10 protein-coding genes, 2 tRNA genes and 1 pseudogene are annotated in these 22334 nt (G+C 45.1%); 6 read left to right on the plus strand and 7 right to left on the minus strand.

The annotated features are described in order from the left end of the window. Positions 1–155: 155 nt before the first annotated feature. Complete coding sequence (locus IPI71_05920; protein QQR70235.1) at positions 156–1823, minus strand: glycosyltransferase family 61 protein; 1668 nt, start codon at positions 1821–1823, stop codon at positions 156–158. Between the two features lie 919 nt (positions 1824–2742). On the opposite strand from IPI71_05920, the gene IPI71_05925 reads away from it, so the two are divergent. The 4 genes from IPI71_05925 (at position 2743) to IPI71_05940 (ending at position 9685) form a co-directional block, all read left to right on the plus strand. Beyond that, on the plus strand, positions 2743–3510 hold the full coding sequence (locus IPI71_05925) for a methyltransferase domain-containing protein (protein QQR70236.1): 768 nt from the start codon (positions 2743–2745) through the stop codon (positions 3508–3510). Between the two features lie 380 nt (positions 3511–3890). Next, positions 3891–4991 (plus strand): DegT/DnrJ/EryC1/StrS family aminotransferase, encoded by a 1101-nt coding sequence (locus IPI71_05930; GenBank protein QQR70237.1) that lies wholly within the window; start codon positions 3891–3893, stop codon positions 4989–4991. Next, positions 4978–6360 (plus strand): glycosyltransferase, encoded by a 1383-nt coding sequence (locus IPI71_05935; protein ID QQR70238.1) that lies wholly within the window; start codon positions 4978–4980, stop codon positions 6358–6360. The genes IPI71_05930 and IPI71_05935 overlap by 14 nt, the downstream gene beginning before the upstream one ends. 754 nt (positions 6361–7114) lie before the next feature. Further along, a complete protein-coding gene (locus tag IPI71_05940) occupies positions 7115–9685 on the plus strand; it encodes a right-handed parallel beta-helix repeat-containing protein (GenBank protein ID QQR70239.1) in 2571 nt (856 codons plus the stop codon). Between the two features lie 350 nt (positions 9686–10035). Here IPI71_05940 and IPI71_05945 read toward each other — a convergent pair whose 3' ends face one another. From IPI71_05945 to IPI71_05960, 4 genes and pseudogenes are all read right to left on the minus strand, one after another. Then, complete coding sequence (locus IPI71_05945; protein ID QQR70240.1) at positions 10036–12993, minus strand: hypothetical protein; 2958 nt, start codon at positions 12991–12993, stop codon at positions 10036–10038. 514 nt (positions 12994–13507) lie between these two features. Next, positions 13508–14980 (minus strand): potassium/proton antiporter, encoded by a 1473-nt coding sequence (locus IPI71_05950; protein ID QQR70241.1) that lies wholly within the window; start codon positions 14978–14980, stop codon positions 13508–13510. 543 nt (positions 14981–15523) lie between these two features. Then, complete coding sequence (locus IPI71_05955; GenBank protein QQR70242.1) at positions 15524–16363, minus strand: hypothetical protein; 840 nt, start codon at positions 16361–16363, stop codon at positions 15524–15526. A gap of 19 nt (positions 16364–16382) precedes the next feature. Next, positions 16383–17937: pseudogene (locus IPI71_05960) on the minus strand (IS1634 family transposase). Positions 17938–18640: 703 nt separating this feature from the next. Between IPI71_05960 and IPI71_05965 the strand changes: the two are divergent. Beyond that, on the plus strand, positions 18641–19555 hold the full coding sequence (locus IPI71_05965) for a DNA adenine methylase (protein QQR70243.1): 915 nt from the start codon (positions 18641–18643) through the stop codon (positions 19553–19555). Between the two features lie 918 nt (positions 19556–20473). Here IPI71_05965 and IPI71_05970 read toward each other — a convergent pair. Continuing rightward, positions 20474–20546 (minus strand) — tRNA-Asp (locus IPI71_05970). Positions 20547–20557: 11 nt separating this feature from the next. Next, a tRNA-Tyr gene (locus IPI71_05975) sits at positions 20558–20667 on the minus strand. A gap of 127 nt (positions 20668–20794) precedes the next feature. Between IPI71_05975 and IPI71_05980 the strand changes: the two genes are divergently transcribed. After that, positions 20795–22333: a 2-isopropylmalate synthase gene (locus IPI71_05980; GenBank protein QQR70244.1), complete on the plus strand. Its 1539-nt coding sequence runs from the start codon at positions 20795–20797 to the stop codon at positions 22331–22333. Position 22334 lies beyond the last annotated feature (1 nt).

Genomic DNA, 22334 nt, shown 5'->3' on the forward strand with positions numbered 1-22334 from the left:
CCCATCCAACCAGGAATGATTTCTCATGGACAAAAAAATACCTGCCGGATGTAATACCAGCGCCGGGATTCGGTCTTCATTACGAAGTTCATAGTCTGGAAATAATTCTTAAACAGGAATTTCGTGAAACTCATTGACTGATGATACCGGGGAAGTCATGCCGATTCAGAGTGATGATGTGATTCAAGAACCCCCTGAATAATTCGTTCCACCTCTTCAATAGCAATGACGTAATGACATTGCCAAGGTACTGGACCCGTCCCGGGGAGAGAAGCGCCCCGCACCTCTATCAGGTTCTGTCCGATTATACGGGTAATTTGTGAAAATCCCTGAGACATTCCTTCCCCGATCAACTGCAGAATCGTTGCATCTTTAGGAGCCCAGAGGATATTCGTGAACCCGGCACCAGTTGGACCGGCAATGATTCCTGCGGTTGAGAATTCTTTCACCTGTTCATGAAATGTCATGGTACCCGGATTGACAGATTCGAACCCGTATTGCATGAAAACCTCTTCAATTTCACGTTCGTTTAGTAACATTCGATTTTCCTGGCCACTTCTTGAAATATACAATCGTTTGAATGGCTTCCGTTGAGGAAGGGTGATTAGACCTGATCGTTTTCGTAAATACCAGATGGCGATTGGAGAAATTGCCGTGTCTGATGGTTGAGGCAAAATTCCTTCCCTATACTCCTGGACAATAAAAGATAGTCGGGAGGGAACGACAAGTCTGTGTACAAGATATCGTTCTCCATATTTCACAGGAATTATTTTTCTTTCCACCGAACAAACTGTATCCAGTGCCTCCAGGAGATTGGGATGAAGATCTTGGTCGATGATAAGAGGGATATGGCCGTATTCCGGAAACTGGTCAAGGGTCCAGAAACGGGATATGTATTCCACTAACCAGTGGAAATAATTCGAAGAATGAATCCCTGACATGAAAATCCCTTCCTGTATTGGCTCACCAACTTCCTGCTCACCGTGCACGGTGAGGGTGTCACCGGGACCATACAGTATTTGATATCCATTCTGGGTATAATCGAATTTCTCCCGCCTATGATGCAGATATTCATCGTACAGGGCTACATGTGTGTCGACAAAGAGAGGATTATGCCCCCCGATGATACTGACATCTTTGAGTTCCGCGAGATAAATTTCAGGGAGTGTTGTACTCCAAGATGATGGATCATGCACGATGTCCGGATTGTCCTTTCCAAGGATATTCATTGGTATTTCTTTTTTTACGGTATAATACGGTAATCCTTGGTCCTTGCACCATTCTTTGACACCTTTTATTGTAAAAATACAGGTATTTGTATCGGAAAAATAGCTACCCAACCGCTTCCGGTCTTTGATAAAAGCAGATGTTGCTATATCAATTTTTCCCTTTTTGAGAGCAGACTCATAGCTCTTGGCATGGATTCTCTTCTGAGCATAACTCACACGCACGTTGTTGAGATTGGTGCTGATTTCAGGGGAACAGTCTTCAAACCGGCATCCATCATATAAAATTGTTATATCAAGGCAATATTTCCCTTCCTCTGGCGGAGATTCGATATACACAACAAGTTTTCTTGATTCCCCGGTCTGGAGTGGCTTATTCAGTAGCGTAGGCCGTTTACCTTCGTAGCATTTATCGGACGGTTCCCGCACCCATCGATGGATTATCAGCATGGGATCGGGAGGGAAGGAATCGATAGTAAACGGGCTAAGGTTCCGGATAAAAAGCGGGATTCTTAACTGTTCGCCAATCCGCATCCGGAGATTCCGGAGAGGGCATATCATGGTAACACTAAAAAGATCCTTATCGACCTTGTCCATGTGCATCAAAACCGGCCTGGCGTCCTACACGTGCAGTTTGAAAGGCAATACCTGTGATGAATTATTCACTGGCCGGATGAAATCCTTTTCCCAATTTGAACAATTGATTTGTCCACAATAAAAAAATTCGTAACTGTTCAGGGTCAACCCCAATATCCTTGTATAATGATGTAATAATAATAATTAGTAACCGAAAATCGGCAGAATAGCTATACCAACGAAATAACCCCTGCAACAAATATTCAATCGCCTCTCGCCCTCATCGAAGAACAAAACCGCATCATATCAGAGTTGCGAGCAGGAAACGCCCAACTCCAAAGCCTGCATCGCAGAGCTCGAAGCACGGTTGAACCGGCACAGCCGGAACAGCAGCCTTGCCACCCTTGATGGATGGATTCTGACGCTCCCAGGGTCGGTGGAAGAAAGGGGAAAGGCTGCCTGGCGGACAGAATGGGCATAAAGGTCATACCCTGGAATGAGTAGAGAACCCCAACCAGGTCCGGGGTCTGTTTCAGGTGGAAATACCTCGGTCTTTTTAATGCGGGAATCCGGACTTCGATTCTCCCGATCTAGAATTCAGCAGGATGTTCAGGGGTATGAAAATGCCTGTTCAACACGTGTCTTCACTTTGTTTAATCGAGTTGACGAATGTATTACCATACGATCACCCATTGAAGGTGTTTTTAAAGCTGTGAAAGTACTTTTTCCTTGAAACGATTGCTTCGCTATACAACCCGTCCTGTTGAAAAAGTGGTCGTTGCTAGTGTTTGGGCTCTGGCACAAAAGACGTTCTACAACACATTGCTGAATGGTAATTTTGTAGGAGGCTAATTACTTATTTATTCCAGAATCTTAAATCTATAAATAAAAGTTTCAGTGAAAGTGCTATAATCGTTGAATTTTTTACGAGTGGAAACCTATGGAGCAAGATTCTAATAAATTCAAAGACTATGCTTCACGACTTATAAAAGAATACTCCCGGCCCTTTTCTTTTGAAGAGATCCATTCACACATAAGGGTAAAACAAGCACTTACATTTCTTGAGATCAATAAATGCAATAGGATTCTTGAAATTGGAGGTGGAAAAATGCCTCTTTTTCCGTATCTTGTCAATTTTGACCAATATGTTCTTGTTGAACCTATCCAAGAATTTGTCTCAAGCGCTTCATCACAATTGCAATGTTCCCACAGAATAACCATTATTCGAGATTTTCTTGAAAATTGTCAGGAGACTTTAGAGGAAATTGGTTTTGATTGCATTATCGCAAATGGTGTTCTTCACGAAGTTACCGACCCTCGTTCTTTTCTAACAACAGTGAAAACCATCTCTCACGAAAATACAATCTCTTATTTTAGCCTTCCAAATGCGGCATCTTTGCATCGTCTTTTAGCAAAAGAAATGGGGCTTATTAAAACCATTTTTGAGATTTCCAATACTGATAAAAAATATCATCGGGCACTGGTATATGATAAAAAGTCAATAATATCGCTTATGAATGAAATGGGATTCTCTGTGATTGATTTCGGTACTTATTTTATTAAACCTTTCACTAATAAGCAGATGGAGGAATTAATTATGAAAGGAATTTTCGATATGAAATTAATCGATGGTCTCATAGGTCTTACTGCATACCTACCAGAATATGGATCTGAAATGTACGTTATTGCTAAAAGACGATATGAATAATGCAGGGATAAGCAGTCTTGGAAGGGCACGAGCACTTGGGTGAAGCTGAAGAGAAGGTACAACATGAGAGCTTATGGCAGGAGCACATGTAACTCAACGTGGACGAGACCGGGATGCGGGTGAACGGCATCCGGGAATGGTTTTCCATGTGGCGAGTATCGAGATCCTCACTGCATATGGTCACCATTGAAAACGATGGTCTCAGGCAATGGGTGACCTGCAGTTCCTGTTCGCGGTTCCGTGGTACGGTGGTCTGTTGCTTCTGGTAGGTATTTATCTGGGTGTGAGGTGATAGTGTGTCGGGATACTCGGGTCGAATTTACAGCATTCTAAATACACTGCCTTGAACCCTAAAAAGTAAGTTCAAAGGAAAGATAAAAATGGATCATGTTCCTTTTATTGACCTGAATAAAGAATATCAAGCGATAAAGACCGAGATTGGGGTGTCAATACAGCGCGTGCTAAATCGCGGATGGTTCATCCTCGGCGAAGAGCTCATATCCTTTGAGAAGGAGTTTTCAGCGTATATTGGAACGAGACACGGGATTGGCGTTAATTCGGGGTCAGATGCCCTTTTTTTGGCGCTTAAAGCCCTGGGATTGGGCCGGGGCGATGAAGTTATAACGGTGGGAAATTCCTTTGTATCGAATATCGATGCTATCCTACGAAACGGAGCGCAACCGATTTTTGTAGACATTGAACCTGATACATTGTGTATCGATCCGAGACAGATAAAAAAACAAATAAATAAAAGAACGCGGGCCATTCTCCCTGTACATCTTTATGGACATCCGGCTGACATGAACCCTATCAGGGAGTGTGCAGATGATCATGCATTATTCGTTGTTGAGGATGCATGTCAGGCGCATGGGAGTACGTACAACGGCGAGAAAGTCGGAAGCATAGGGGATGTAAGCTGCTTCAGTTTTTACCCGACAAAAAATTTAGGCGCTTATGGAGATGCTGGCATAATTCTCACGAATGATGAAGATCTCGCATCCCGGGTGTCCATGTTGCGGAATTACGGGCAGTCAGAAAAATACCATCATGATATTTCCGGCTTCAACAGCAGGATGGATGAAATACAGGCAGCTATACTTCGAACTAAATTGAGGTATTTGGATAGTTGGAATGAAAAAAGACGCAAATGTGCATATCGTTACAATGAGTACCTGAGTCAAACTTCCCTTGTCACGCCATTTGAGAGAGAGGATTCACGACATGTATACCATCTTTATGTTGTTCGGGCTCCGGAAAGGACCGTCTTGATGAAAAAACTATTAAAAAAAGGTATCCAAACCCAGATTCACTATCCTGTTCCGGTCCACAGACAACCTGCGTATTTCCGGTACGGGTTGGATCGTCGGCTCCCGATCACTGAAGTATCTTGCAGTGAAGTATTATCGCTCCCGATGCATCCTTGGCTGGATGATGACCAGGTCCGGTATATTACACGTGAGGTGAAAGATGCCCTTGGTTAGTGTCCTCATGCTATCGTTCAATCACGAACAATATATTGGAACAGCTATCCGGAGCGTGCTTTCCCAGAGTTATACTGACTTTGAACTTATCATCATTGATGATGCTTCAAACGATAACTCTCCGTTAGTGATAAAAGAATTTGCCACCAAAGATACCAGGATAAAACCGATATTCCATGAAAAGAATCTTGGCATTGCAAAAAGCCTCAATGAAGGAATAGACGTCGCAGAAGGCACATTTATAGCGCTCATCGGTTCCGACGATGTCTGGTCGATAGAGAAACTTGAACGACAGATTGCTGAATTGGTAAAAAATGAGAATCTCCTCGTATGGTCAGAGGGACTAATTATCGATCAGGGGGGTATTTCTTCCGGAGAATATTTTACGAGGTTGCACCAGGTCCGGGAACGAAAAAAAAGCGGGTATATTTTTGAAGATCTCCTATGGGGAAACTTCATCCTGGGATCAAGCCTGGTATTTAAAAAACAGAATTTGGGAACCACCAGGTTTAATGAAGAATTGAAATACCTCAACGATCATCAATTTTTTATCGATATGGCAAAAAAATATCCCTATCTCTATATCGATACCCCTCTCGTTCAATACCGGATTCATGGGCATAATACCATAATTAAGGATAAGGAAGGTCATTTTCGGGATTTACCAAAATTGTTCCGTTATGTTTTAGAGACTTATGGTGATGGAATAAGAAATGACATAAAAATCTATATATTTCAATATACGGTCGATGCACTCAATGAAATAATTACATCTCGCGAGACAGAAATCGGTTCTCTCCACCATACAATAAAGCAGATTCCTGAGTTGGAAGGCCGCATCAGCGATCTTAACAAACACCTGGGAGAACTGATCACGTACGCGAAATCACAGCAGTCAGCCGTCCAGATGAAAGATAAACAAATCGGAAAACTTAAAAATCAAATTAGAGATGATAAACAATATTTCGATGATCTGGTGGCAAAACAGCAGGCTAGAATCTTGGAACTGGACCAACATTTAACGGAAAAGATTGCCTATACGGAAATACTTGAATCAAAAACCCTGAAACAGCAGGCCAGAATCGTGGAACTGGACCAACATTTAACGGAAAAGATTGCCTATACGGAAATACTTGAATCAAAAACCCTGAAACAGCAGGATAGTATTAAGAACCTCGAACAAGTCAAACAGGAAAAGATAAGCCGTATTCAAGACCTTGAGAATGAAGTTCATCAACTGCATGAAAGTGTTATGTACCGTGTCACCCTTGCATTTCATGTCAATTTCATTGAGCGTTTTTTTCCTCAAGGAACCCGGCCAAGAATGCTATATAACCGATTTTTAAGACGAATTAGGAGTGTTTTTTAAAAAAGAGTCGTCAATGGGGTACTGGAGAGGTTCCCGGATAAACCTATTAATTCCCTTCTATCCCACCTTTCGCACCTGGCCACCATGATTTCTGGAAATGGAATATTTAGAATTATATCTTAGCACAACAATGCATATTCTTTGGAGCCCGCATCAATATTCACGGCGAAGAATTCATTTCGAAGCAGATGTGTCAATAGTAGTGACAGGGTAATTTTTTATACCTTTACCGCGTTCCCAAGATAGCTGTCGAGAATTGGAGCGATGGTGTTCAAGTTCAGATGTTTCAGGTTATGGTGGACCTGTCCATAGACAAGAGCGCTCATTATCGTAACTTCCCTGAATAGTTTCCATATACCGACGGCGGTCTGTGTTTCACTTCTGGTCCGATTATTATGAAGAGCGGTTTTGATCTCCTCTTACCCTGTGAATTGCATTTCAAGGCAATGTAGAGGAGGTCTTCAAACGGATCGCCGCTTTGGAAAACTTTGTATTAGCGAGGGAAGGAGACGCAATAAAAAGATAAAGACGATAAATGACCCTACTGCCTTCATGGAAAGCAAGTCATGATCTATCATTCAATCCTTCTCTCAATTTATCAGCATAATACCATCCCCTTCCTGGATATTCTCATAAGACAACAATTCAGGTAAAAAGTTAAGTGGCATTCAAAAAATTTTTGCAATTAACTTGAAAGCTCAAAAATAATAAATATCCAACAATTATTATTCTAAGTCATAAGTCAAGGTGGCATATGAGAATTATCCGAATCATCCTGGCTCTTCTATTTGTCTTACTCTCTGCCGCGGCAGCACAGGGTGCTATGGGGACGAATGATGACGAAGTTGAAAACCAAACAGTAGTGGAAATCGATCAAAGTAACCCGAATGCTATTTCATGGTACACGATAAAGCCTTCAGAGTTACCCCTTTATATTGACAACAACTTTGTCAATAAACATGGTCGTTATTATATTCTGGGAGGGGACTACACGGCGCCCGCCGGTGTTGAGTGGGCAATAATATTAAATGCATCTGATATTGTCTTCAATGGTGCGAACCACAGGATAAAAGGCACATTGCCAAATAATGTTGGGATAATAGCATCGGGGTCGAATGCGACAATCTCCAATATCACGTTAACCGGTTGGAATTGGGGGTTACAGTTCAACAATGTGACCAAAGGAACTCTCGAGAATGGAAATATCTCCGGTAATATCTGTGGAGGAATCTCAATCTACAATGGACGGGGGGTGAGTATAGAGAAAAGCACAGTCTCTTCCACTACACAAACAGGAATCATAATTCATTTCAATGGATATGGCAATCGGGTGAGTGATACTACAATCATAAACGGTCAAGGTGGTATAACCATTCAAAATTCTGAGAACAACACGATTGTCAATAATACCATTCAAAATTGTTACGGTGGTATAGTTGTTCTTGACAACTCGAATGAGAATACAATCGAGAGAAACAGGATCTCTGATAATACTATTATAGATGGATATGGAATTGTCCTTCAAAACATTTGTAATGAAAATAGTGTCAAGGACAATATTATTTCAAACATGAGCAACGGGATGCTGATATGGATGAGCAGCTGCAATAATAAATTCCAGAATAATACCGTCTTTAACTCTCCCGGTCTTGGATTTGACATTATTGATTCGTGTAATGGAAATGAATTCCTTCAAAATAAAATAAATTCCACCCGTGGAGGTATTAGCGTTCTAAATTCGAGTAATCTGGTAATCCAGGGGAACCAAATAAACAATACACAAGTACATGCCGTCTGTATCATGGGTTCCAATTCAGGCAATAATGTTGTTTCAGAAAATACTATCATGAACATAGATGGCGGAGGTATCATGTTACACAATGGTCCCCACCATCAGATAATTGCAGACAATCCCATTTCCGGCAATTCGGTTGGGGGTATCCTCGTTTATGGAAGTCCCAGTAATACTATTTCAGGGAATATTATTTCGGATAATAGTGTGTATGGTATCCATGTGAGTGGAAGCACCTCATATAACAACACGATTATTGGAAATACCATCGAGGGGATAACCGATTTTGGAATATTCCTTGAAAAAGGTCCCCACCAAAATACCATCAATACCAACACAATTACTACAAATAACATCGGAATTATCTTAGACGATAGTACATACAATACCATTTATGATAACTTCTTATGCAATAATAATAGGAACACTATTCTTTATGGGACAATAACCGGAAACCGGTGGAATATTTCAAAATCTTCTGGACCGAACATCATTGGTGGCCCGTATATCGGTGGAAATGTATGGGCGACACCGGAACATACCGGGTTTTCGGAAGTGACACCCGATACAGATGGTGATGGTATATGTGATGGAGTATATCAGGTCGCCACCGGCCAGAATGATTACCTCCCTTTAAAATACTTATCAGGTACCACGACTACTCAGCGTATCGGCATCTTCCGGGACGGTCTCTGGGTCCTCGATTACAACGGTAACTACGTGTGGGATGGTCCGGGGATCGATCGGGTTGCCTGTATCGGACAGGCAAGGGATATTGCCGTTATCGGAGATTGGAACGGAGATGGTACCGATAAGATCGGCATCTTCCGGGACGGTCTCTGGGTCCTCGATTACAACGGTAACTACGTGTGGGATGGTCCGGGGATCGATCGGGTTGCCTGTATCGGACAGGCAGGCGATATTGCCGTTATCGGAGATTGGAACGGAGATGGCACGATAAGATCGGCATCTTCCGGGACGGCCTCTGGGTCCTCGATTACAACGGTAACTACGTGTGGGATGGTCCGGGGATCGATCGGGTTGCCTGTATCGGACAGGCAGGCGATATTGCCGTTATCGGAGATTGGAACGGAGATGGTACCGATAAGATCGGCATCTTCCGGGACGGCCTCTGGGTCCTCGATTACAACGGTAACTACGTGTGGGATGGTCCGGGGATCGATCGGGTTGCCTGTATCGGACAGGCAGGCGATATTGCCGTTATCGGAGATTGGAACGGAGATGGGTACCGATAAGATCGGCATCTTCCGGGACGGCCTCTGGGTCCTCGATTACAACGGTAACTACGTGTGGGATGGTCCGGGGATCGATCGGGTTGCCTGTATCGGACAGGCAAGGGATATTGCCGTTATCGGAGATTGGAACGGAGATGGTACCGATAAGATCGGCATCTTCCGGGACGGCCTCTGGGTCCTCGATTACAACGGTAACTACGTGTGGGATGGTCCGGAGATCGATCGGGTTACCTTTATCGGACAGGCAGGCGATGTTCCCGTTGTCGGAGACTGGTAAATAAGAACGTTCCATGTTCCTCGCGAGTTGAGAGGATAACTTCAATTACTCTTTAGCCCCCTCCAAAGTTTCAGGGATTTGGAATGACCGGTAAAAACAATATATTGCATATTACCCAACAGTTCGCCACTTCTCATTAGTTCCAGATAGTGTGTATATATAGCTGAAAATTGAAGATTCCCTGTATACACTCTGAATTGGGAAACGGAGGAATACAGGGCAATGAATAGTAGAGATCTGGTAGTTAATTGCAGGATCGATCCTTATTGACCACAATGAGGAGTGGATCACAAGTTGACATTATTTACCTAATGCGGGTGAAATACGTTTTACGGATACGGGTTCTGGAATTACATCTTATTAATGACGGAACCCTCGAATTCCCAAATCCGCTTATATAATGCCTGGTATAAATCTAATACAGAAATCTCATTATTTCCGCAATATTCATCTTCTACTACCATAATCGACTTGACAGAACCGATATCAATATTTCCTTTCACTACCTGTTCAAAAACAATTTGAACAAGGTCCTTAGGGAATTCAATTTCCAGCGCTGAAGGACCAAATTCTTCAATCATATCTTGAATAAACTTAAAAATCCCGGTATGGATCTGGTTAATTTTTACAAATTCATTTTGTGAAGTCCCTGGATCTTTAAAATTTGGTTGAATTCCGCCCGAGTGATCCGTTACAAACTTGATTAATTGTCCTGTGGGTGCGGTCAGCACTGCTTCGAGTAAGAGGCTATACCGATGAATGGGGAGTGTTTTATCATATGGATCAATATACTCTCCAAAGTAAGCTTTGCAAAAGGATTCTGAATATTGAAATTTAGATGCTTTGGTTTCAGTGACAAAATAATAACCATTAATTGGATGATGTAACAGTTCGCTCAGGGCAGATTGGATCGTTCCTGAATATCCGATATCAACGATTGCGATTCGGTTCGATTCTTCAAATTCCAGATTTTTAAAATAGTCAATGAAAGACTTACGTTCAATCTTGGCCTCCTCAATGAGTATATCTGATATTTTTCTCATTTGCTTCAGGACAGTGTCATAATCTTCAGGAAGTGAAATACATTGATCAAGAGATCGGGTTCCAATACGGGCCTCGATTGGTTTAATGACAGCAATACTTAATCTTTGTGTTAAGAAATCCCGCAAAGTACCTTTAAAAATACCATCCAATAATCGCGGTATGTCGCTTTCTTTTCTTAATAGTGAAAAAATTGCAGCACGGCGGGAACAGGGAACATACCTGCCTGCAGGAAATTTTTCTTTCCAATGAAAAAAATTAGGATGATTTACCATTGTTTTAAAAACAGTATCCAGTAAATAACCCTCCCGAGAAATAAACCATAATTGAGTACATTCATCTTCTATCGAACATTTTAATACCCAATTCATAAAATTGTAGATGATTGGCCCGAAAACAACATATCCAAATCCTTCAAAATCATCCAGGATCCTTGGTGAATTAAACAGTTTTTTTCCATCCGGATCATTGCAAAAATAATTTCCAATCATTCCATAGAGGAGATTTTCTCTCCACCCATTATAAGGCCGCATAGCCTCCCAAAGAACCCTGCCTAATTCGCTATGTCGGAATAATGCGGTTGGCCGCATAACGTGGACTAAATTATCAGTAAATCCATTATCTCCAATTTTTTGAACGTCTGATTGTTCATTATCGCCTATATGGGTAAAATTATCCTTTCTGATTCGTTCGGCCGCAAAAACATGATCCCATAAGTCCCCCCGATCCTTCCTTTTCCCAATCTCGCTGGATAAATAGATCTCATCAAAAAAATCGATACCTTTTAAAAATAATATCTCTTCAATGTGTTCCCGTTCGAAGTAGGTATCAGATACAAGGATTACTCGCTTACCCAAGTCTTTCGCATATTTTGCCTTTTCTATTACAGCGTAACGTGGGATCAACAAATTTTTTTCCGTTGTCACCTCAAGTCGCAACAGTCTGTCTGCAGTTTTCAAATCAATCCCGGCAAATTCTGATAAAACCGAATAAATTTCCGATAGCGTAACATCATATTGGTAATTCTTCCTTTCCCGGGCGATTGATTCCGATTCAATCCGTACCTTTTCAAAATTAAAAATACCGAATTCCTTTGCCACTTTTCCTTCCAGATATCTGAAAACCATATGTGGTGTCGCAAATGGCCGGATAAGAAGGGTATCAAAAATATCGAAGGAGAGTATTTCTGATGACGACAGATGATAAAAAAATTTATTTTCGAACGATAAAGAAAAATATTGTTTAACGTTTTTATGGCTTCGGTAACTGAATGTACGCGAGTCCGGATCTTGAAGAACCAAATATTTTAAACCTTTACTCTGGGCCGAAATGACAAAACACCGCTCAATGGTGTGTTGAAGTGCGCCATCGTTTTGACCTGATTCTTCAGGAAAATCATCTATCCTCAACCCTATATTTAGTAACGGCTCTAAAGCCTCTCTCCGAATCCAAAACACTGACCCCGCAGGAAAGTCAAAATATTCATCCGGATCATATCTTACATTCAATTTTTTAAGGATTGTTGGAGCGATGGTTTTGTTGGATAACCAGGTACATGCCTGATACGGAAGGTCCGGCCAGATTTCCGGGTATATTATACCCACTGATGGATCCTTTTCAAACACGGTCATTATCGCAGTAACTGTATCTTTCGAACCCAACACTCCCTTTAAAAGATACGTCCGCCAATCAGTTTTCTCCTCTCCAGTGAAAAGGGATTTCTTGGTATGGATATGGCATATAATATCATAATTCTTGAACGATGGCCCAAATTCAACAAGAAATGGTGCTATATCACGACCTCGATTTGGAACCACCCGAATATCAGTGAATTCAACAAGGGATAAGTTTTTTACCTTTTCCCTGATGAAATTTTTGTCATCAGCACATTTTACTGATACGAATAATGAAAATCTAAATGGGATATTCTTAAGGTACTCACACATCTCTTCAAATAGGTCAATATAATAAACGTGAGCATGTACGACGATTTTCAGACCGGTATGAGAAATGAATTGATCTTCTGGTATTGAAAATACACCGTCTCCATGAAAATATGTATATCTATTCGGATTTGTTTTATAATTTTCAAGAATATATTTTTTCGACACACTCCAGAACGATGTGAAACCATCGTTTATTATGATTCTTCCACCAAATAACCCAAGATCGTAATATCTTCTTCTTCGAGTTTCATGTGGAAAAAACGGCTCGATGAAATTATTATGGAATTTCAGGATAAATTTATAAATAAAACTCTTTTTCATTCGTTGACGGTGATTTGGTAACATTGATCTCCAAACATCCTATGGTTTAAAGAATACTACGAACGGTTTTAAAAGATTTCGAAAGATGGAAAAATAAGATTTCGGTACCGACAAATCTCATCTTTTTCCTCCCCCTTTTCCGGTTGTTATTATATCTACGTAATCGATGAATAAGTATTCGCTCATCAAATCTGATAAAAGAATTATCAGCTGACACTATAAGAAGTGAACCTTCCATACCTCCCTCCGGATAGTTTGGTGAAGAGAACATCCCGGCCATGAAGAGGCTTTTCCCCTCCATAATCGGGAATCAGTCACGGAACCCTCTTGTGCATACCGGGCCGGCGTACCGGTCAACGGCAAAACGTCGCCAGTGAATTTCATCTTCATGAACAGAAAACCGCTGCGAAAAAATCATCGAGCATCACCCGGTCGAACTTCCGGCTGATCGGTAATCCCGATAGGGGGCTATACAGCTTATGCTCTCTATGCCACATTACGAACCAGGTCTTTTTTAGGGAATGGATTGTTTGGAGCAGAACATCGATCGAACCTGATCGGATTGTGATGGATTCGTAAGAATGAGCAGGTGATCGCCTTCTTCCAGGACGGTGCTGCCACAGGGGACAAATCGGTTTCCCTTTTTCTCGATCATGATGATGAGGGTTCCGGAAGGAAGGCCAATATCCACAATCTGTTTCCCCACCGGCCTGGACTCCGGCTGCACAATAAGCTCTATCAGATCGTTCCCCGGCGCACATCCATCGCCGAGGCTCATTGCCAGCCTGGGAGTATACTCCATGGGATCTGATACGCCCAGGCGGCGGGCAACAAAGGGGATCGATGTACCATGCAGGAGCGCAGAGGTTATGACGATGAAGAAAACAACGTTGAAGATTATCTCGGCCTGCGGGATGCCTGCAATAAGGGGAAACGTAGCAAGCACAATCGGTACAGCCCCTCTCAATCCAACCCAGGATACCATGACCTTATCCCGAAGAGCCATCTTCCATGGGGAGAGGGAGATGAAGACGGCAGCAGGGCGTGCGACAAATAAGAGGAACAGTGAGAAAACCATTCCAACCCCGGCAAGGGCTACGAGTTTGGAGGGGAATACCAGCAGACCCAGTGTGAGAAACATCGCGATCTGCATCAGCCAGGCGACACCCTCGTGAAATCTCATCAGGCTGTTCTTGTGAACGAACATGCTGTTGCCAAAGATCAGCCCTGCGATGTACACGGCAAGGAACCCGCTTCCTCCGAGAGATGCGGTAATCCCGTATGTCATCATGACAATAGCGAGAGTGAGGACTGGATAAAGTCCTTCAAACTCGAGCTTGAGCCGGTTAATGAAATAGACCATCGCCTTTCCCATCACATATCCACTGATTCCTCCCACAACCATCTGCTGGATAAACAAAGGGACCAGGGCGAGTATCGACAGTTCCGGGTTGAGGATGAGGGTAATGGCCCCGATGGTCAAGAAGACCGCCATCGGGTCGTTGCTTGCAGACTCTAATTCGAGAAGAGGGCGCAGAATACCTTTCAGGCTTGCCCTCTTGGTCCGCAGGATGGAGAAGACTGCTGCTGCATCGGTAGAGGAGACAATTGCCGCCAGCAGAAATCCTTCCATTATTGAGACGCCGAAGGCAAGGACTGCAATAACTGCCATGAAGATGGCGGTCAGCAATACCCCAATGGTGGAAAGAACCGCTGCATGGGGCAGTACCGGCCGGACCTCGGACCACCGGGTGTCCAGACCGCCTGAAAAGAGGATGAATGTGAGGGCGATGACTCCGACAGCCTGAGCGACCCAGGGATTGTCGAAGTAAATTCCCCCTGGACCCTCTGATCCGGCAAGCATCCCCACGATGAGAAAGATCAGGAGGGCCGGGACTCCAAGCCTCCCGGACACTTTGTTGGCGAGGATACTGACGATGATGAGTACAGCAATAACAAGGAGTATGTACTCTATGGAAGGTTGCATCTGTCGTACCTCAAGTGATGTTATGAAGGATACAGCATCGGGGATTTTGCACCGATCGGAGCCATCGTCCTCGCATAGTATGAATCATTAGATAAGAACCCTAAAAAAGGTGGTTATAAAAACAAAATTAACTGTTCAGGGTCAACTGCCGAACGCCCGAACCAGGGAGGGCTTCTATCCCAACGCCGTGCCGGAATCGGTATTCGATCCGAACATCGAAACAGACGATACGGTGCAGGGGCCCTCCAGGGCCGGGCTGGACTTGGTGGAGCAGAGTGCGTTGACCACCGAATGGGTGGGACGAACGGCTATCCTGGAAGGAGATGTCCTGGAAGCATACGATATCTCGAAATGCGTCCATCTCTCTTCTTTCGGTCCGGGCTCCCATGACACTGGTTTCAGGATGATGCTTGCAGTGGTATCCGTTCGCCTTCCGCAACGAACTTCGAGCTCTCTATCCACGAGTCCTGTTATCACTCCATCCGTCCGCCTTCCACAACGAACTTCGAGCTCCAGCCCATGCTCTTTGCGAAGGTCGAGATGTCACCATATCCGTCCGCCTTCCGCAACGAACTTCGAGCTCCAGCCCATGCTCTTTGCGAAGGTCGAGATGTCACCAGAGAATGACGTGGAGTCCTTGAAGGTCATGGTCATCATAGGATCCCATGGGGACTCTTGTACTTCTAGATCATAACGACCGCCCTCTCTTACGCTGCCCTGGATGAAGGCTGAGACCGATCCCTTGGACGGAATATCGGCGGCGTAGGAACCGACACCGACATTGTTGTAGATCTGGATGCCCGGGTCAGCGGACTTCATGATGAAGCGCTCGCCCATCTGGGTGTTCAGGTTGGCGACCTTGAGGTTCATGGTGCTGCCGGTCTCGACAATGTTGCAGAATGTGGGTGCATACACAGCGCCTCCGAACGGACAGAGCATCAGACCTCCGATTATTCCGTAATCCTCACCAACACCATCGAGCATCATGTAATCGGTAGTGATTATCGAAGATGCGTCAATGCCGAGGTAGGTGATCTGCTTGACGGCCTGGACGTTGTACTGGCCGGTGAGCTTGTTCGAGGTACTCACATCGAGGTCCTTGTCATAGGAGAGGTACCCATACTCAGCGTTCTGGGTATCTTCAGTATATACGGTCTGGTAGAGAACGCCTTCACCGAGTGGCGGGATGGTTGCTAAGTTCTCATCACCACTCATAATAGACATCTGGACACTGGATGCAGCGTTGAAGTTCCCGACCCCAATGACGGTCGTGGACGTCGAGAGTCCCTGAACTTCTCTGACCTGCGGGATCCCTGGATCTGCCATCGCCATGCCGACCACGAGAAGGACCAGGGCAATGACCAAGATTCCGAGTTTCTTCATAACCTGACTTCCGGGTAGTTTAAGCACATAGTCCGAGTGCATCCAGGATAGTTCTCTGTTTCTTTGAAATTTCAGTTATAATCGTCTCTCCCGTCACCAATCGAATCTTCTTGATCTTGGAAAGTTCGAGGAGAAGACCATCGAGGGTATAATCTTCCAGGAGTCCAGCGTCCTTCATCTGTTTCAGCAGTTTCATCCTCAAAATGAGGCTGATAAATGTGACAAAAAGAAACCCCTTCATTGTAGACTCCTTTTTCACATTCAGAGGGAGAACCTGGAGATCCTGTTTCAAAGTTCGGAATGTTTTCTCGATATAATCGCGTTCCCGATAGACGGTGAGACACTCCTTCCAATCGAGTGGTCCATGGGACAGAATGATCTGTTTGCCCATTCTGTTAACCCTCTGTGACACGGCATTATTCCGGATTTCGACCACAAACTGGTTACCCTGCACATGCCAGGAGAAATAATTCGAGAACTTTCCTGGCACTCCTTAAAGATATCATCGGGCTTCCGCCACCGTGGTATTTTGAGACGCTCAAGTTTCTGTTTCAGGTCATGGAGGCGAACATAGAAGAGATTTCGTTCATCCTGCTCCCGCTTCATGTCATAATAGCAAAATGCTTTGATATCATTCCCGTGCACGTCGAATGAGATAGGCTTGACAAAGATCGGATTCTTCTGGTATTTCTGCAGGTATTGCGGGCTTTCAAGGTCACGTTGTCCCGGTGAGAACCTCTTTGACTTGTTTGAGCGTGAGGGACGCAGGTATTACGAATGAGAATCCTTCCTGGACCAGCCTTCCAGGTTCCCTGGCTGAAAAAACCACGGTCGAGCACCAATGTGTAATTGTTGACCCCTATGGCTCCGATTTTCTTGATGGTATTTTTTAAGGTTACGACATCGACAATGCTCCCCTGGTAGATGTCATACATAACGGGAATGGCCTGATGCGTGTCGAGAATAAGGGAGAAATTGACTTGTGGAAGGTCCAAGCCATCACGATTGTACCCATATTCCAGGAGAGATAGACAGCCAGAATAACTTGAGAGACTGGTGATGTCATAGATGAGTGTTGCATCGGTGCCGAGGTTTCGAATGAGGAGATGCATGAATTCCTCGGGAACACCGCTGTTGCCAATGGTGGAAAGAAGTTCGCTGATAGATTGGCTGCTCAGATGGAGGTTCGGATTGGTGAGGAAGAGCGGTCTCTCTTACCAGGTCGATACAAGGTGCATCGCGACGGGATGTAGGATCCGGTTGATGGCTATGGCGAGAATGGTCTCTTTCTCACTCTTGCTGGCAAGTGTGGAGAGATATTCATCAATGTGCAGGTCCTGGATGATTTGCTGAAGTGGGAGGAGATTTCCATGAGTGAATGCTTCCTTTGGGATTGCAGAGATGCTTGGGCCTGGAATACCTTCAGTTCTTACTTTTACTGGAACTCCATTGATATTTTTCCCTAAATAATGTGAGGTGTGGCGGGTTTGTTTCTTCACCGGATCGTAGTAGGGAACATCCTCATACCAGTATTCTATCCCATTGATCTTCTTGATTCGGCGAATGGGTTTCATATGCTTATAATATAAGCACATTATATTATTTAGATCTTGCGGTTGAGGGTCGCATTATAGAATTGGACCGATATTTGATGGAATCATGTGCCTAAAACTCGGGAGGTCAGGTCATAAATATCCTCCTACATTTCATGCTGATACTATCAGCATCACCTTCTTTGTTCCTAAGGAAATCTATAAACCTTTCCGTTCGTTTTCCTCAGATAAGAAGGATATGAGCGGAATTTGGGGAAATATCGTATCGATGACAGTGAAATGTGACTGGATCACTCTGGAAAAATAGGAGAAAGAAAAAGAGCCGGGAGGGATCCCCAGGCGTTCGCCTTGGCAAAATTTCGCTCATGCGAACTTCGAGTTCCAGCTCACAGACGAGAAGTCACTGCAATATCATGGCCGGTGATACAGACTCGTAACATGACATCCGGAACAGTCTTACGAATCGGCAACAGCGAGGATGAAGATGAGCTATACAGGATCCTTATGAAAATCTCCGGAAGTTCGATCAAATGCGGCTGGTGTAACTCTCCCATCTGAACCAGAGACGAAGAAAAAGGGAGATAGCGTTGCGGTACGATCCGGAAAAAGTGAAGGAAGTGTGCGGGTAAGTGGCCCGTGGTATACTTTCACTCCCCATCGGTACAACTAAAAACGCTGGAATCAATATCTCTGGAATAATAAGAAAGAACCAGGGAACCATCACATGGTTGAATCGTCTGCAAAACCTTTTTTGAAATGGGCAGGAGGTAAAACTCAGTTACTTGAAGAGTTCACGAAACGGATCCCGCTTGAGCTCAAAGAAGGGAAATTGCCGGTTTTTGTCGAGCCATTCGTCGGCGGTGGGGCCGTTTTCTTTTACTTCAATAGTATGTTCAATTTCAAGGAATGCCATATCTACGATATTAACGAAGAATTGATCCTTGCCTATACCGTGGTAAAGAACAAAGTAGAGGATCTGATCGATCTCACCGACTGCATCTCGAAGGAATATTTATCAAAGGATGAAACCGGGAAGAGGGAATATTTCTATTACATCCGTGATGAATTCAACCGTGCCAAACCGTCTATCAACTTCCATAAATATGAGGAGAAATGGGTTGAAAGGGCGTCACAGCTCATTTTCCTCAACAAAACCTGCTTCAACGGTCTGTTCAGGGTGAATTTCCATGGGGAGTTCAATGTCCCGTTCGGCCGCTATAAAAACCCCAAAATCCTTAACGCGGACCTGTTAAGAGTTGATTCTCAAATTTTGCAAAATACAAAAATACACCTGGGAGATTTCACAGATTCCTATTCGAAAATCTCGAAAAAAACCTTTGTCTATTTCGACCCTCCTTACCGGCCGTTGAATGAGACATCGTCCTTTACCCAGTACGCGAAAGGGGGCTTTGATGATTCCGAACAGAAAAGACTTGCCGAGTTTTTTGTGAAATGCGATAAGAATGGCGCGAAACTGCTCCTGAGTAATTCTGATCCGAAGAACATCGATCCGAATGACGACTTTTTCGACATTCTCTATAGCGACTACCATATCGACCGGGTCCCGGCCAGACGGGTAATCAATTGCGACGGGACAAAACGAGGAGAGATACAGGAGATTATCGTCACGAATTATTGAGGATGCATGCCCTCGAAGAACGATAATACCATGGAATAAGGTCTTTGCCGAATTTGTCCTTCCTCGATCGGATCAATGCAGAAGGGTATGCAATTGTGTCTGCAGTAACCCTCAAGGAAGCGGGGCCCGAGAACCGGGACTCATGGCAAAGCAGGACACGCTCGAGTCCCGGCCAGAAATCATCCGGAGAAACCATCTTTCGATATTACCGACAACAAACGGCGAATATGTTATTTTCAAGGATCCTCATAAAAAAGGGTTATTTTTCATTCGATCATGGGGCTTCACCCAACCCGGTTGAACGCCATGCGTCCGAATCATTCGGCAGATTCGATCGAGACACTCAATTTCGGTACCATAAGCAGTGAATTCCAGGCTGTACAGCCTGTAAGACCCGGAGTTGGAGCGACAGGTCGAGGACTATCCGAAAACATCCTGAATGCCTGCAAGAATCGTTCCCGTGCAGAGAAGTAAATCCGGGACCTTAAAACCTTCCACCGGGCTCTCACCCCGGAACTTCGCCTCAAAGAAGAGCCGGGCTCCGACCGATCCGGCACCGGTCCAGACACGCGGTGATCGGGTACGTGCTGATCGTTTTCCCCACGAAAGTCCTGGTCAGTTTGACATAACTTTTCTGTGAAGATTCCGTCGTGAAAAATCCGAAAGTCCTCAAAAATTATCTCCACGAACCTGGCACTTACGATCATATATCCCTCTTCTGTGTATCCTGCCAGGATATGCCCAATTCCTGGAGGCTTTATCAGGGCTATGGTAACATGGAGGCGCCAAATTGCCGGGAGATTGTTTCTGGCGAATTGGGTTAAGTCGTCTAAATTTGATGGAACAACGAAAAAAGCGGCGAAGTTAGGGTTTTCACGAACATTCAGAAGACTGGTGATTATTCATCGAATAAATGTACGCCCAGGTCGGAATTTGAATCCGAGTCGTCGGCGTGACAGGCCGACATGATAGGCCACTACACTACCTGGGCACTGCTGCAGATGGTCCCGCCTCCCGGATTCGAACCGGGGACATCGCGGTAGCTGCGCAATTGCCTGGATACGGCAAATCATACTACAGCCGCGCACTCTACCAAGCTGAGTTAAGGCGGGATTTGCGCTCATAATATAGGGATAATACTGCTATTAAACGTATCGGTACGAAACGCCGGAATGCGAGCTCATCGGTCACCATTTTATAATATGAACACGAATCATAGGTGTATGACTCGCACACCAGATGCGGGGGATTGTTTTCTTCACCGATAGCCAGGCAAAGTCATCCGTAACTGTTTTTGACACCACCCTGAGAGACGGTGAGCAGACACCCGGTGTATCATTCACCTTTGAACAGAAACTCGAAATCGCCCGCCAGCTCTCACTGCTGGGGGTCCATGCCATTGAAGCAGGTTTCCCCGCCTCTTCGCAGGGTGAACGGGAAACTGTGAAGGCCATCGCGAGACTCGACCTTGATTCGGTGATCTGCGGCCTGGCCCGCTCGAGGAACGAGGATGTGGACGCTTGCCTTGACTGCGGGGTGGACATGGTCCATGTCTTCATCCCGACATCGGAGGTCCAGCGAATCCACACCATCAGGAAGACACCGGAGGAAGTCCTTGCCATCACCGGAGAAATTGTCTCCTATGTCCGGGATCACTTCGACCTCTGCATGTTCTCTGCCATGGATGCAACCCGGACCGGGACGGAATACCTGATCGAAGTATTCCGTGCGGCGGCAGATGCAGGAGCTACCATCATCAATGTTCCTGATACCGTGGGTGTCTTCACCCCGACGGCAATGAAGGGACTCATCTCCCGGATCGTGTCCGAAGTGGACTGTCCCGTGGATGTGCACTGTCACAATGACTTCGGACTTGCCGTGGCCAATACCACCACGGCAGTGGAGGCCGGCGCATCGCAGGTCCAGGTCACGGTGAACGGGCTCGGTGAGCGGGCAGGCAATGCCGATATTTCCCAGACAGTCATGATCCTCGAATCCATATATGGAGTGAAAACCGGCATCAAAACCGGGCACCTCTTCGAGACATCCCGGCTGATTTCACGGTACTCGGGTGTCCCCATCCCCATCACCCAGCCGGTTATCGGTGACAACGCCTTTTCCCATGAGAGCGGTATCCACTCCCACGGCGTTATCGCCTGCGCTGCCACGTTCGAGCCCGGCATCATGACCCCGGAGATGGTTGGTCACCGGAGAAAGCTTGCACTTGGCAAGCATGTCGGGAGACACGCTGTCCGCCAGATGCTGGCTGATGTCCACCTCAACCCAAGCGATGCCCAGCTCGATCGGATTGTCGAGAAAGTCAAGTTCATATCAACGAGGGGCAAGAAGGTGACCGACGCCGACCTGTATGAAATCGCCGAAAGCATCATGGGTGTCGGCAATGGGTCCCGGGCTATCGAGATCCAGGATATCGCCGTCATGACCGGGAACCACGTGATCCCCACGGCAAGCGTGAAAGCCCTCTACTATGGAAAAGAACTGGTCTCGAGTAGCACTGGGAACGGTCCCGTCGATGCGGCGCTCCGCGCAATCCTGGGCATCGTCCCGGCACGGGTACAGCTCAGGGAGTTCAACATCGAGGCCATCTCCGGAGGCTCAGATGCCATCGGCCATGTGAACATCTCGGTCGAAGACGAACAGGGCAACATCTTCTCGGCCAGCGGGTCGGGGGATGATATCGTGCTCGCATCAACCGAGGCAATGATCAATGCCATAAACCTCCTGCAGCGGATCCGCCCGGACGCAAGAAAAGAATAAT

Source organism: Methanolinea sp. (genome assembly GCA_016699325.1).
Classification (GTDB): domain Archaea; phylum Halobacteriota; class Methanomicrobia; order Methanomicrobiales; family Methanospirillaceae; genus UBA9949.